The sequence below is a fragment of the Paraburkholderia largidicola genome, from assembly GCF_013426895.1.
In the GTDB taxonomy this organism is placed as follows: Bacteria; Pseudomonadota; Gammaproteobacteria; order Burkholderiales; family Burkholderiaceae; genus Paraburkholderia; species Paraburkholderia largidicola.
The window spans coordinates 1,712,106-1,724,398 of sequence record NZ_AP023175.1 but is presented as its reverse complement, the minus strand read 5'-3'; the positions used below and the strand labels follow the sequence as shown (position 1 = coordinate 1,724,398).

Genomic DNA, 12,293 nt, shown 5'->3' with positions numbered 1-12,293 from the left:
GAACCAGGTGGGCGCGATTCGATGGAGCCAGCATTGCGGCGCGCTCGCATACTCGTTCGCGAGCGTGGCGTGGGTACGGCGAACGTTTGGAAGTGAAAGGCTGTCGGTACAGAATGATCCCGATCATTCCCCATTCGTGAGAGGTCCGCATGCTCGACGTTGCTGATGAAATCGCCCGGTTCAATGCCGGCCGTGACCCCGACCGCCTCGCAATGAAATACGCGCGCATGCGCACGTCGCCATTCGTGTTTCTGCGCGGAACCTGTCATCTGTTCTACAAGCGTCTGTCCAAAGGCACGGTGCTGGACGGTTCGCCGCGAGCGTGGATCTGCGGCGACATGCATCTGGAGAATTTCGGCAGCTACAAGGGCGATAACCGGCTCATCTATTTCGACATCAATGATTTCGACGAGGCATGCCTCGCGCCCTGCCTGTACGAGATGATCCGGCTGCTGTCGAGCGTGCTGGTGGCGGCGGACGACCTTAAGCTCAGCCGCGCCGAGGCGCTCGCGCTGTGCCACACGGCCACCGACGCCTACGCCGCCGCGCTGCGCTTCGGCAAGGCGCGCTGGATCGAGGAGGAGACGGCTGAGGGCATGGTCGGCGAACTGTTCGCGGCGTTGCACCAGCGCTCGCGTGCCGATCACCTGAACCGGCGCACCGATCTGAAAGGCAAAAAGCGGACGCTGCGCGCTGACGGCAAGAAAGCGCTGCCTGTCACGGGCGACGCGCGCGCCAGGGTCGTCGCGTTCATGAACGATTTTGCGAAGCGCGAGCCGAATCCCCGGTTCTACGAGATCATCGACGTCGCGCGCCGCATTGCGGGTACGGGCAGTCTGGGCGTCGAGCGCTATGTGATTCTCGTCGAAGGCAAGGGTTCGCCCGACGGCAATTACCTGCTCGACATGAAGCTGGCTTTGCCGTCCGCCACCGCGCCGAACGTCCATACGCCGCAGCCCAAATGGGGCAGCGAGTCCGAGCGCGTGGTCGATATACAGAGGCGTAACCAGGTCGTGTCGCAAGCCTTTTTGCACGCCGTCGAGTTCGAACGGCGGCCGTTCGTGCTGCGCGGGTTGCAGCCATCGGAAGACCGCGTCGCACTCGACGCCTGGAACGGCAAGCTGCCACGGCTGGAGTCGGTCGTGCGCAACATGGCGGAGCTGGTCGCGTGGGCGCACTTTCGCAGCAGCGGACGGCAGACTTCCGCGATCGCCGACGACCTGATCGCGTTCGGCGAAGACAGCAAGTGGCAATTGCCGTTGATCGACCTCGCGACGCAGTGCGAAGCGCAGGTCGTCAGTGACTGGAAAACATACTGCGAAGCTTTCGATCGCGGCGCCTTCACGTTGAACGCGAAAACGTGAATTTTCGGGTTCGAACGTTTTGGACCGTACGTTCGAAAAATCCGAATATGTTGCCGGGCTTTACGCCGACAGGCGAGATGTGTAAATCTGGTGGTGCGTCGTGGTCAAAAAGTGCGTCGGTTTTTCCGGGGCTGTTCGCCCTGCAAGTCCCGGACCGCGCCATGATCCGACGCCGTGAGCGGGCGCGCCCCCCGTAAGGCATAAACAATGCCTCCCTATGAGTCACATCCGCGACAGGAGACGGCACTATGGAAATCGAAGCGACCGCATGGTTCCCGCTGGACGACTATGCGCCCGTGCGAGACGGGTGGTACGAAGTCCAGCTGGTGAGCGGCGACACGGCATTCGCAAAATTCATCGAAGGCGGATGGACCGAGAAACCGCTACTCGTGTTCACCCACTGGCGCGGTCTGAGTGAAGATCCCGCACGCGTGGACGAACCGGAAACCATCGACGCGGAAGCCACGGCAGCCGAGGGCGTGCGTGCCGCATGGAACGCATTCTTCCCGGGCGCGAACGGCGAGGCGCACAAACCGCTCGACGTCACGCACGGCAAGCCCCCGACGACGCACTGACTTTCGCATCCATGCGGATCTGCGGGCGGCGCATTGGCGCCGCCGTTTTTTTGTCCGGATTCTTGCATCCGCTTTCCCCCGCGCGCGGTCTGCTACCGCGGCACGTAAGCTTCGCGTTTTGCACGGCTTCGCTAGAATGCAGCGATCGATATCGCGAAGGTCTCTCATGCAATCATTCCGGCAACCCGTCGATCTCTCGCGCGCGACGCGCCTTCTGAACCACGGCCCCGTCACCTTGATCACGAGCGCGCACGACGGGCGTTCGAACGTGATGGCCGCTTCGTGGGCCATGCCGCTGGATTTCGTGCCGCCGAAAATCGTCGTGGTGATCGACGCGAAGACGTTGACGCGGCAGCTTGTCGAAGCAAGCGGCGTGTTCGGCCTGCAACTGCCTACACGTGGCTTCGCGCGCCATACGCTCGCCGTCGGTTCGAACGCGGGCGTCGAAATCGACAAGTTCACCGCGCTTCAGCTCGAGACGTTTCCGGCCGAGAAGATCGATGTGCCGATGCTGGAAGGGTGTGTGGCGTGGTTCGAATGCAAGGTGATTCCCGACGACGCCCAGCGGCACGATCTGATCCTCGCCGAAGTGGTCGCGTGCTACGCGGACGGCCGCGTCTACTCGGACAACCGCTGGCACTTCGGCGACGATCACGACATGCGCACCTGCCACTACGTCGCGGGCGGCACGTTCTTCGAAACGGGCGACACGTTCGAAGTCGAAGCCGCGCCGGTCGGCGGCACGCGCTGATTAGCGCTTCAGTTCCTGAGCGGCAGCCAGATTTCGACGCCGCCCATGCCCGTCACGGGATTGAACTGCTCGTTGTAGCGCTCGAAGTTGGGCGCATCGGCGGGCGTGTGCCCGGATTCCGGCAACCACTTGTTCCAGATCGTGTTCCACGTGCGGCGTATCGTCGAAATGTGCTCGCTATGCGTGAACACCGCATAGCGCTGCGCGCCGATGCGCACGCGGCTTAGTTCGTCGGGCAGGCCCGAGAAATCGGCGACTTCCACGCCGCACAGATAATCGAAATTGCCTGAGTCGTCGGCGTTGTAGCAGACACCGTACGCGACCTTGCCGACCTGTCCGGGCACCTTGCCGAAGATCGCGTTGAAGCGTTGCCATTGCGCGGGTATGCCCGAACTGCTTTCGCAGTGGTAGCGTTCGCTCGATCCTGCGACGAGCAAGGGTTTGCCGTCCACGAAACGCGGCGGCTCCAGATGGGCGAGAAGTGATTCATCCATTTTGATCGGCTCCACGAGTGCGAGGTTGTCGAGATGACCTTGCGCGCGCAACGCTTCGGGCGTGAGCCCGAACTGCTCGCGAAACGCGCGCGTGAATGCCTCGTGAGAGCCGTAACCCGCATCGACCGCAACGGCGAGGATATCCGGCGCGCCGCGCGCAAGCTGCCGCGCCGCTTCCGTCAGGCGGCGCGCGCGCACATAGCGCATCACCGCGTGGCCGGTTGCAGCTTCGAACGCGCGCGACAGATGAAAGCGCGAGACGCAACCGCAACTGGCGATATCGTCGAGCGACAGTTCCTCATGAAAGTGGCTTTCGATAAACCACAACGCTTTTCCCGCAGGGTTTCCGATCAGGCTCATACGGACTCTCGTTTCGGCATGAACCCAGCATATCGATTGGCCGCGTGATTCATTTGATCGCGCTTGCGGTTCTTGTCGCGCAGCCGTCAGTCAGCGCGAAGATACGTCTTTCGCGGGCGAACCGAAGTACACCTGCACCTCGACGATCTTGCCGTTCTCGACCCGAAAGAACTCGGTATTGCGAAACGCCTCGCGATTCACCGGCTTGCACGCATAACGCACGAACGCTTCGTTGCCTTCGCTGAACAGCTTCTCGATCCGAAAGAACTCGACCTGCTCGTTGAACGGCCAGCAGCGTTCGAAGTATTCGCGCCGGTCGATATGATCGTCACGCGGACTCGTGAAATGGAAATCGTCGGCGAGGATCGCTTCGATCGTCGCGCGGTCCTTGTGCTGATACGCCGCGAAGCAGCGGCGAACCAGTTCGGGCACATCCGTGGTCTTATTCATGGCGATTGCTCCATCTGCTGCTTCAACGTGTCGTCGTCGCGCTCCCGTTGCGCGGCGGGCGGTGAGCCGGGCCGCAGCAACGCGCCGCCAATCGTCGCAGCCATGGCCGCGAAGATCGCGCCGACGAGAAGCGCAACGTGATAGCCGCTCGCGAGCGCAGCGGGCATGTCGGCCTGCTGCGTGCCGCCGCTCGCCGATTGAGCGGCCGCGAGACTCGCCAACACCGCGAGTCCCAATGCGCCGCCCATCATGAACGACGTGTTGACGATGCCCGATGCGAGCCCGGAATCCGCGGGATCGACATCGCTCATTGCAGCGAGCAGCATCGGATTGAACGCGACGCCCGCGCCCACGCCGAGCAACACCATGCCAGGCAGCACATCGACGACGAAGTGCCCGTCAACGGGCGCGCGCGCAAACAGCAGCAGCCCGAGCGCCGCAAGAAACAGCCCGACAGCCAGCGGCCGACGAATGCCGAAGCGCATCACCATGCGCGCCGACAGGCCGAGCGAGAAGAAGCCCATGATGAGGTTCGCGGGCAGGAACGCGAGGCCGACCTGAAGCGGCGCATAGCCGAGCACACGCTGCAAATAAAGCGCGGAGATGAAGAACCACGCGAACATCGCCGCCGCCCACAACACGCCGACCACGTTGGCCGTCGCGACATTGCGCAACGTGAAGAGCTTGAGCGGCATCAACGGATGCGCGACGCGTGCCTCGATGATGAGAAACGCGCCGAGCAGCGCCAGCGCGACGACGATCAGGCCGACGGTCTGCGCGGAGAGCCAGCCCGCCTCGTTGCCGTTGACGATCGCGTAGACGGCCAGCATCAGCGATGTGGTCACGGTTGCCGCGCCCGCTACGTCGAGCCGTTCGCCGTGCGCGTGCCCACGGCCGGCCGGCATCAGCGCGAGGCACGCCCCATACACGGCGATCCCGATGGGCAGATTGACGAGAAAGATCCAGTGCCAGCTCAGCAGATTGGTCAGCAATCCGCCGAGCAGCACACCGATGCTGCCGCCGCCCGCGCACACGAAGCCGTAGACACCCATCGCCTTGGCGCGCTCGCCCTCTTCGGTGAACAGATTCATGATGAGCGACAGCGAAACGGCAGACACCACCGCGCCACCCAGACCTTGAATGGCGCGCGCGCAAACCAGCATGACCTGCGAGTTCGCGAGTCCGCACGCGAGCGACGCCAGCGTGAACAGCGTAATGCCCGCGAGGAAGAGCTTGCGGTGTCCGTACAGATCGCCGAGCCGGCCGCCGAGCAACAGAAAGCCGCCGAAGGTCAGCATGTACGCATTGACCACCCACACGAGGGCGGTTTCGGAGAAGCCAAGATCGGCCGCGATCGACGGCAGGGCGACGTTGACGATGGTCGTATCGAGAACGATCATCAGCACGCCCATGCATAGCACGATCAGTGCGAGCCAGCGTTTTTTCCCTTCGATGTTATGCGTCATGCGCGCGTTTCCTCCATGCGGTCGAAGCGCTTGCAGTCTAGCGAGCATCCGTGCCGGACGGCAACTGCCATTCCCGCGCGTGCCTGCCTCTACTTGACACGACGATCGAACGCAGCCGGAATCGACACGGCTCAGCTCAATAAATCGTACTTGCCGCCGCGTTCGAGCGCGCGCTGGTAGGCGGGCCGGGCATGGATCGTGTCGAGAAAACGGGCGACAGATGGATATTTCGTATCGCGGTTGCCGCGCGCGGTAGCGGCTTCGACGGGGAAGCTCATTTGAATATCAGCGGCTGTGAATTCGTTGCCCGCGAACCAGCCGGTCGCGCACAGCGAATCTTCGATAAATCCCATATGCAACGCGATCTGCGGATCGATGAAGGTGGATTGCAACGTCGACGAAATCTTCTTCGCAATCGGCTTCGCGAAGAAAGGCATCGGCGCGCTGCCGATCCGCAACGCGACCAGCTTGAGCAGCAACGGCGGCATCGCAGAGCCTTCCGCGTAGTGCATCCAGTATCTGAACTTCTGGCGTTCGGGCGTGCCGGCAGGCGGCTCGAAGCGGCCTTGTCCGTAACGTTCGAGCAGATACTCGATGATCGCGGCGGATTCAGCGAGGGTCTGACCATCATCCGTGACGACGGGCGACTTGCCGAGGGGATGAACGGCCCGCAGTTCGGGCGGCGCGAGCATCGTCTTCGGGTCGCGCTGGTAACGCTTGATCTCGTACGGCACGCCGAGTTCTTCGAGCAGCCACAGCACGCGCTGCGAACGGGAGTTGTTCAGGTGGTGGACGATGAGCATGAGCGGGCGGCGAGTCGCGTGAGGGGGCCGTGTATCGGCGGAGCGAACATCATACGAGGCCGCGCAAGAGGGCGGCCTCTATTCAATATGATGCTTCACGTTGCACGAGCAACCATCATGCCGACCACTTGTCGCCCATCAACTGATTGGACGGCAGCTTTTCGTCGAGCAGCTTGCGCGCGCTCTCGATGCCTGCAACGGGCAAACCCTTCGGATCGAGCAAGCCGACCTGCACGAGCACGGACGCCTGATCCCAATAGATATGCTCGTTGTACAGCTTGTCGCCGCGAAAGCACACGACAGCGAGCATCGGCACCTCGAAGTATTTGCCCGTCGGCACTACGCCCGGCAGCAGCCAGTCGATCTCGCAGCTATGCGTGCAGGCAAAAATGAATTCATCGACGATGCGATCGGAGCCGATGGTCCGCGAAATCGGAATCAGCTTTGTGTCCGGTGGATTCGAGTTGACGAAGTGATTCGTATAGAAGCGCTTGAGATTGTCATAACCGACGCCGCCCGTCATGGTCGGCACGTGGTTGACGTACGGTTGCGCGACCATCGTCGGCATCACGGCTTCGACGTCGCGCGTCGCGAACTCGAAATAGCAATGCTGTTCCCACAGCGTATTCAGATCGTAGATCGGGCCGAGTACCTTGCGCAGCAGCGCGAGCGTGCGCGAGTACGCCATCATCGCGGCGGGTTTGTCGTATTGCGGGCGTGCGGGCGCGGCGAACGCGTGATCGCAGCCGGGATACACATACTGCTCGATGTCGGGATGCGTGCGCAGCGCGGCCCCGATCTGCTCGCGAACGGGCGGCGGGCAGTACGCGTCGTTTTCGGGGAAGTGAAACACCATCGGGCAGCGAATGTTCTTCACTTCGTCGATATACGTATCGAGCCCGACACCGTAATAGCTGACCGCACAATCGACATCCGTGCGCGCGGCCGCGAGCATCGCGAGCTTGCCGCCGAGGCAATAGCCGACCGCGCCGACCTTGCCTTGTTGCTCGGGCAGCGCGCGCAACGCATCGAGCGTCGCGGCGATATCCTGCACGGCGAGATCGACGTCGAACTTCGCATGGAAGTCGAGCGCGCGCTTCATGTCGTCGCCGTCATAGCCGAGCACGACATTCGGTTGCATGCGCCAGAACAGATCGGGCACGAGCACGACATAGCCTTCTTCGGCGTAGCGGTCGGCCGTTTGTTTCAGATAGTCGTTGATGCCGAAAATCTCTTGCAGCAGCACGAGGCCCGGACCGGACCCCTGCGCGGGGCGCGCCATGTATGCGTTGAAACGGCCGCCATCGCGAGCGGCGACTTCGATAAAGGAACCGGCCATCAAATGCTCCTCGATTGTGGGACGACGGGGACTGCGCGCGTCACCGCTCACCGTTATCGAATGAAGCGTCAGGCGCTACATCGCACGCAAAGCGAACCGCTTGAGCTTGCCGGTTTCCGTGCGAGGCAGCGTGTCGATGAAGGCGACGACGCGCGGATACTTGTACGGCGCAACGGTATTCTTCACGAATTCCTGCAACTCCGCGACCAGTTTCTCATTGCCGCTGTAGCCGGCATTGAGCACGATGAACGCCTTCACGATCTGTCCGCGTGTCTCGTCGGGCACGCCGATGACGCCGCATTCGGCGACAGCCTGATGCTGCATCAGCACGCTTTCCACTTCCGGGCCGGAGATGTTGTAGCCCGCCGAGACGATCATGTCGTCGGCGCGCGCCTGATAGAACACATAGCCGTCTGCGTCGAGATAGACGGAATCGCCGGGCAGGTTCCAGCCGTCGCGCACGAACTTGAGCTGGCGCTCGTCGGCCAGATAGCGGCAGCCCGTCGGCCCGCGCACGGCGAGCTTGCCGAGCGTGCCGGTGGGCACGGGGCGCATGTTGTCATCGACGGCCTGCACGACGTAGCCGGGCACGGCCTTGCCGATCGCGTGCGGCCGTACGTCGTGTCCCGCCGACGAGATGAAGATATGAATCAGCTCCGTGCCGCCGATGCCGTCAATCATTTCAATCCCACTCGCTTCGCGCCAAAGCTCGCGCGTCGAGTCGGGCAGCGCTTCGCCTGCGGACACGGTCTTTTTCAGCGACGCAATGTCGAAACGCGGAATCAACGGCGCCATCTGCCGATAGAACGTCGGCGCGGTGAACATCACGGTTGCATGAAAGCGCTCGACGTTTTGCAGCAGCATTTCGGGCGTCTGCTTCTCGATCAGCACCGTCGATGCGCCTGCGCGCAACGGAAAGCACAGCAGCCCGCCAAGGCCGAACGTGAATGCGAGCGGCGGTGTGCCGCAGAAGATGTCGTCAGCGGTGGGTTTCAGGATGTGGCGCGGAAACAGATCGCACATCGCGAGCACGTCGCGATGAAAATGCATGCAGCCCTTGGGCGCACCCGTCGTGCCGCTCGTGAAGGCGATCAGGCAGACGTCGTCGGCGGCCGTGTCGCAGGCCTTGAATTCAGCGGGTTTGGATGCGGCAAGTGTTTCGAGCGAACCTGCTGCGTCGTCGTCGTGAAAGATCAGCGTGGTTTTGAGGCCTTCGCAGAAGTACTCGTCGCCTCGCGTCGTGCAGCGCGAGAGTTCTTCCGTCAAACGCGTGTCACACAGTGCCGCGCCGATTTGCGCCTTGTCGATGATCTGCTTGAGTTCTTTCGCGCGCAGCAGCGGCATGGTCGGCACGACGACGAGACCCGCCTTCAGCGCCGCGAGAAACGCGACGGCCATCTGCAACGTGTTCGGCCCGCGCAACAGCACGCGATTGCCAGGCCGCAAACCCATTTCGTCGATCAGCACATGGGCGCTGCGATTCACCATCGCCAGCAGTTCGCCGTACGTGGTCGCATGCGGCTTGCCGTCGATGTCGGACCAGATTGCAGGCCGATCGCGATGCCCATTGTCGACGGCGCGATCGAGCAGTTCAGTCGCGCAGTTGAATCGCGCCGGATACGCGATGTCCGGATTGTCGAGCAGGAACACCGGCCATTGATCCTGCGGCGGCAAGTGATCGCGCGCGAAAGTATCGACGTGAGCTGACGGTTCCATCATGAAACTCCCCTGCCATACGTGCGTTATCTGCGGAATAAGTGGGTGTGCGCGGCTCGAAGCGCGTCTAGTCCGTCACCACGGCGGTTGCTTCGATTTCCACTTTGGCGTCGTCCTCGATCAGCGCGACGACCTGCACGGCGCTCATCGCGATGTCGTAATCGCCGATCAGTTCACGGAACGCCTGACCGATCTCCTTCAGCGACGCGAGGTACTCGCGCTTGTCGGTGACGTACCATGTCATGCGCACGAGGTGCTCGGGCTGTCCGCCTGCCTCGCGCAGTACGGCGAGCACATTGCGCAGCGCCTGGATTGCCTGTTCGGCGAAGCGGTCGCTCGTCATGCGTGCTTCTTCGTTCCAGCCGATCTGTCCGGCGATGAACACCTGCGTGCCGCTCGCCGCGACACCATTGGCGTAGCCCTTCGGCTTGACCCAGCCCGCGGGCAGAAGCGATCGTTTCTTCATGAGCGTTGCTCCTCGGATCGAACGGCGTGCGGCGCGAATGCCGCGAGCGCGGCGGCGATGTCGTCGGGAATGTCGATTGACTGCCCGTTTTCCAGCGATGTCGTGACGAGCACTTGCGCCGAACGAAAGCGCACTTCATCCGCGCAACGGGCGACGATCGCGATCCCAATCGAACGGCGTCCGATGCGCGTGACGTCCAGCGAAAGCGTGATCGTTTCGCCCATGCGGCTTGGCCTTGAAAACTCGCAGTCGAGCTTCACGATAGGCAGGCCGACGTGGCGCGTCTGGATCATGTGCGCGTAGTCGATGGCAAGACGCTCGTTGAACCACTCTTCGACGAGCATGTTCGTCATCACCAGATACTGCGGGAAGTAGACGATGCCGGCCGGATCGCAATGCGCGAAACGGATGCGCATGGGCATGTCGAACGTGGCGCTCATGACGCGCGCTCCTGCTGCGCGGCTGCATGCGCCTTGAGCAGATCGCGTCCGACGATCAGTTGCTGCACTTCCGTCGCGCCTTCGTAAATGCGTAGCGCGCGTATCTCGCGATAAAGCCTTTCGACCGTCGTGCCGCTCTGCACGCCCATGCCGCCCCACAGTTGCACGGCGGCGTCGATCACCTGCTGCGCGCCTTCGCTCGCATGCCACTTCGCCATCGCGGCTTCGCGCGTGACGCTCTCGCCCTGGTCGCGCAGCCATGCGGCGCGGTATACGAGCAGCGCGCTGCTGTCGATCGTCAGCGCCATCTGCGCGAGTTTGGCCTGCGTCAACTGAAAATCGCCGAGCGTCTGGCCGAACATCTTGCGCGACGCGGCGCGTTCGAGGCCTTCCTGCAACGCACGTCGTGCAAAGCCCAACGACGCTGCCGCGACCGACGTGCGGAAGATATCCAGCGTGCGCATCGCGATCTTGAAGCCTTCACCGGGCGCGCCAAGCATCTGGCTGCGCGGCACGCGGGCCTTGGCGAAATGCAGACGCGCGAGCGGATGCGGCGCAATCACGTCGATGCGTTCGGCGATCTGCAGGCCCGGCGTGTCGGCATCGACAATGAATGCGGTGATACCGCGTGCGCCGGGTGCTTCGCCCGTTCGTGCAAACACCACATAGAAGTCGGCGATGCCGCCGTTCGAAATCCACGTCTTGTCGCCGTCGAGCACATAGCTGTCACCGTCCGCGCGTGCCTGCAAGGCCATCGCTGCAACATCGGAACCGGCCTCGGGCTCGGACAACGCGAACGCTGCGATTGCTTCGCCCTTTGCGACGCGCGGCAAATAGAGCGCTTTCTGTTCATGCGTGCCCGCCAGCGTGATCGCGCCCGAACCGAGGCCTTGCATGGCGAGCGCGAAGTCTGCGAGACCGTCGTGTTTTGCAAGCGTCTCGCGCAGCAGACACACGGCGCGCGTGTCGATCGTGTCGCCATGCCCGCCGTATTGCGTGCCGCCCACGCCGTACTTCAGCCAGCCCGCTTCGCCTAACGCGCGCACGAGTTGACGGCACGTCGTGTCGGCGTCGTCATGTGATACATGCGCGAGATGCTGCGTGGCCCACGTTTCGATTCCTTCTGCAAGTTCGCGGTGACGCGCTTCGAAGAATGGCCAGGCCAATGCGCCGTGCGGATCGTCGTGATTCAAGATCAGTCTCCTTCGAACACGGGGCGCGACTTCGCCGCGAACGCGCGATACGCACGCTCGAAATCGCGCGTCGTCATGCAGATGGCCTGTGCCTGCGCTTCGGATTCGATCGCTTCGTCGATGCTCATGCTCCATTCCTGGTGCAGCATCTTCTTCGTGACGCCATGCGCGAACGTCGGGCCCGCGGCGAGATCGGCGGCGAGTTTCGATGCTTCGTCGAGCAGCGCTTCCGGCGCGCACAAGCGGTTGTAGAAGCCCCATGCGTAACCTTCTTCGCCGCTCGCGGAGCGCCCCGTGTAAAGCAATTCGGATGCGCGCCCCTGGCCGATGATGCGCGGCAGGATCGAGCACGCGCCCATGTCGCAACCGGCAAGGCCCACACGCGTGAACAGAAACGCAAGCTTGCTGCGCGCGGTGCCGAGGCGCATGTCGGAGGCCATCGCGAGAATCGCGCCCGCGCCTGCGCAGACGCCGTCGACGGCCGCGATGACCGGCTGCGGGCAATGCCGCATCGCTTTGACCAGATCGCCTGTCATGCGCGTGAAGAGCAGCAGTTCGGGCATTGGCAGATCGATCAGCGGCGCGATGATGTCGTGCACGTCGCCGCCCGAGCAGAAGTTGTCGCCCGCGCCGTGCATGACGACGACCTTTACGTCGGTTGCATACGCGAGTTGCCGGAACAGATCACGCAACTCCGCGTACGACTCGAAGGTCAGCGGATTCTTGCGCTCCGGGCGATTCAGCGTGATCGTCGCGACGCCCGCGTTGACGGACCAGCCGAAGTGCTTCGCGTCGTAAGCGGCGAGTGTCGTGCGATTGCCGGCGAGCAGGGCATCGGCAGCGGAACGGGTCATCGTTGTCTCCTCTTTTGCAGAT

At 62.9% G+C, this 12,293-nt stretch carries 13 protein-coding genes; 3 read left to right on the top strand and 10 right to left on the bottom strand.

Annotated elements, in window-relative coordinates; all coding sequences use genetic code 11:
- The first annotated feature begins 149 nt into the window (after positions 1 to 149).
- The 3 genes from PPGU16_RS24335 to PPGU16_RS24325 all read left to right on the top strand — a co-directional run bounded on the left by PPGU16_RS24335 (position 150) and on the right by PPGU16_RS24325 (position 2,690).
- Entirely contained in the window at positions 150 to 1,364 is a 1,215-nt protein-coding gene (locus PPGU16_RS24335; RefSeq protein ID WP_180722966.1) for a DUF2252 domain-containing protein, read from the top strand.
- A gap of 248 nt (positions 1,365 to 1,612) precedes the next feature.
- On the top strand, positions 1,613 to 1,939 hold the full coding sequence (locus PPGU16_RS24330) for a hypothetical protein (RefSeq protein WP_180722965.1): 327 nt from the start codon (positions 1,613 to 1,615) through the stop codon (positions 1,937 to 1,939).
- Between the two features lie 166 nt (positions 1,940 to 2,105).
- Complete coding sequence (locus tag PPGU16_RS24325) at positions 2,106 to 2,690, top strand: flavin reductase family protein (protein WP_180722964.1); 585 nt, start codon at positions 2,106 to 2,108, stop codon at positions 2,688 to 2,690.
- A gap of 8 nt (positions 2,691 to 2,698) precedes the next feature.
- Here PPGU16_RS24325 and PPGU16_RS24320 read toward each other — a convergent pair whose 3' ends face one another.
- From PPGU16_RS24320 to PPGU16_RS24275, 10 genes are all read right to left on the bottom strand, one after another.
- Entirely contained in the window at positions 2,699 to 3,544 is an 846-nt protein-coding gene (locus PPGU16_RS24320; RefSeq protein ID WP_180722963.1) for an AraC family transcriptional regulator, read from the bottom strand.
- 90 nt (positions 3,545 to 3,634) lie between these two features.
- A complete protein-coding gene (locus PPGU16_RS24315; RefSeq protein ID WP_180722962.1) occupies positions 3,635 to 3,994 on the bottom strand; it encodes a nuclear transport factor 2 family protein in 360 nt (119 codons plus the stop codon).
- Positions 3,991 to 5,460, bottom strand: a complete 1,470-nt coding sequence (locus PPGU16_RS24310) for a DHA2 family efflux MFS transporter permease subunit (protein WP_180722961.1) — start codon at positions 5,458 to 5,460, stop codon at positions 3,991 to 3,993. Before PPGU16_RS24310 ends, PPGU16_RS24315 begins: the two co-directional genes overlap by 4 nt.
- A gap of 131 nt (positions 5,461 to 5,591) precedes the next feature.
- Positions 5,592 to 6,263, bottom strand: coding sequence for a glutathione S-transferase (locus PPGU16_RS24305; protein ID WP_180722960.1), 672 nt, complete (start codon positions 6,261 to 6,263; stop codon positions 5,592 to 5,594).
- A gap of 115 nt (positions 6,264 to 6,378) precedes the next feature.
- Positions 6,379 to 7,602 carry a dienelactone hydrolase family protein gene (locus tag PPGU16_RS24300; RefSeq protein ID WP_180722959.1) on the bottom strand — a complete coding sequence of 408 codons (1,224 nt, stop codon included), beginning with the start codon at positions 7,600 to 7,602 and terminating at the stop codon, positions 6,379 to 6,381.
- Between the two features lie 75 nt (positions 7,603 to 7,677).
- Complete coding sequence (locus tag PPGU16_RS24295; RefSeq protein ID WP_180725195.1) at positions 7,678 to 9,318, bottom strand: AMP-binding protein; 1,641 nt, start codon at positions 9,316 to 9,318, stop codon at positions 7,678 to 7,680.
- Positions 9,319 to 9,385: 67 nt separating this feature from the next.
- Complete coding sequence (locus PPGU16_RS24290; RefSeq protein WP_180722958.1) at positions 9,386 to 9,784, bottom strand: RidA family protein; 399 nt, start codon at positions 9,782 to 9,784, stop codon at positions 9,386 to 9,388.
- The gene (locus tag PPGU16_RS24285; RefSeq protein WP_180722957.1) at positions 9,781 to 10,224 is read right to left on the bottom strand and encodes an acyl-CoA thioesterase; all 444 of its coding nucleotides are present in this window, start codon (positions 10,222 to 10,224) and stop codon (positions 9,781 to 9,783) included. Before PPGU16_RS24285 ends, PPGU16_RS24290 begins: the two co-directional genes overlap by 4 nt.
- Positions 10,221 to 11,417 carry an acyl-CoA dehydrogenase family protein gene (locus PPGU16_RS24280; RefSeq protein ID WP_180722956.1) on the bottom strand — a complete coding sequence of 399 codons (1,197 nt, stop codon included), beginning with the start codon at positions 11,415 to 11,417 and terminating at the stop codon, positions 10,221 to 10,223. The genes PPGU16_RS24285 and PPGU16_RS24280 overlap by 4 nt, the downstream gene beginning before the upstream one ends.
- Positions 11,418 to 11,419: 2 nt before the next feature.
- Positions 11,420 to 12,271: an enoyl-CoA hydratase family protein gene (locus PPGU16_RS24275; RefSeq protein WP_180722955.1), complete on the bottom strand. Its 852-nt coding sequence runs from the start codon at positions 12,269 to 12,271 to the stop codon at positions 11,420 to 11,422.
- Positions 12,272 to 12,293: the final 22 nt, after the last annotated feature.

What these genes read in the sequence shown, in the direction of transcription:
- PPGU16_RS24295 (WP_180725195.1), bottom strand. Translation starts at nt 9,318, where the DNA reads ATGGAACCGTCAGCTCACGTCGATACTTTCGCGCGCGATCACTTGCCG.
- PPGU16_RS24310 (WP_180722961.1), bottom strand. Translation starts at nt 5,460, where the DNA reads ATGACGCATAACATCGAAGGGAAAAAACGCTGGCTCGCACTGATCGTG.
- PPGU16_RS24285 (WP_180722957.1), bottom strand. Translation starts at nt 10,224, where the DNA reads ATGAGCGCCACGTTCGACATGCCCATGCGCATCCGTTTCGCGCATTGC.
- PPGU16_RS24305 (WP_180722960.1), bottom strand. Translation starts at nt 6,263, where the DNA reads ATGCTCATCGTCCACCACCTGAACAACTCCCGTTCGCAGCGCGTGCTG.
- PPGU16_RS24335 (WP_180722966.1), top strand. Translation starts at nt 150, where the DNA reads ATGCTCGACGTTGCTGATGAAATCGCCCGGTTCAATGCCGGCCGTGAC.
- PPGU16_RS24275 (WP_180722955.1), bottom strand. Translation starts at nt 12,271, where the DNA reads ATGACCCGTTCCGCTGCCGATGCCCTGCTCGCCGGCAATCGCACGACA.
- PPGU16_RS24315 (WP_180722962.1), bottom strand. Translation starts at nt 3,994, where the DNA reads ATGAATAAGACCACGGATGTGCCCGAACTGGTTCGCCGCTGCTTCGCG.
- PPGU16_RS24325 (WP_180722964.1), top strand. Translation starts at nt 2,106, where the DNA reads ATGCAATCATTCCGGCAACCCGTCGATCTCTCGCGCGCGACGCGCCTT.
- PPGU16_RS24290 (WP_180722958.1), bottom strand. Translation starts at nt 9,784, where the DNA reads ATGAAGAAACGATCGCTTCTGCCCGCGGGCTGGGTCAAGCCGAAGGGC.
- PPGU16_RS24300 (WP_180722959.1), bottom strand. Translation starts at nt 7,602, where the DNA reads ATGGCCGGTTCCTTTATCGAAGTCGCCGCTCGCGATGGCGGCCGTTTC.
- PPGU16_RS24320 (WP_180722963.1), bottom strand. Translation starts at nt 3,544, where the DNA reads ATGAGCCTGATCGGAAACCCTGCGGGAAAAGCGTTGTGGTTTATCGAA.
- PPGU16_RS24330 (WP_180722965.1), top strand. Translation starts at nt 1,613, where the DNA reads ATGGAAATCGAAGCGACCGCATGGTTCCCGCTGGACGACTATGCGCCC.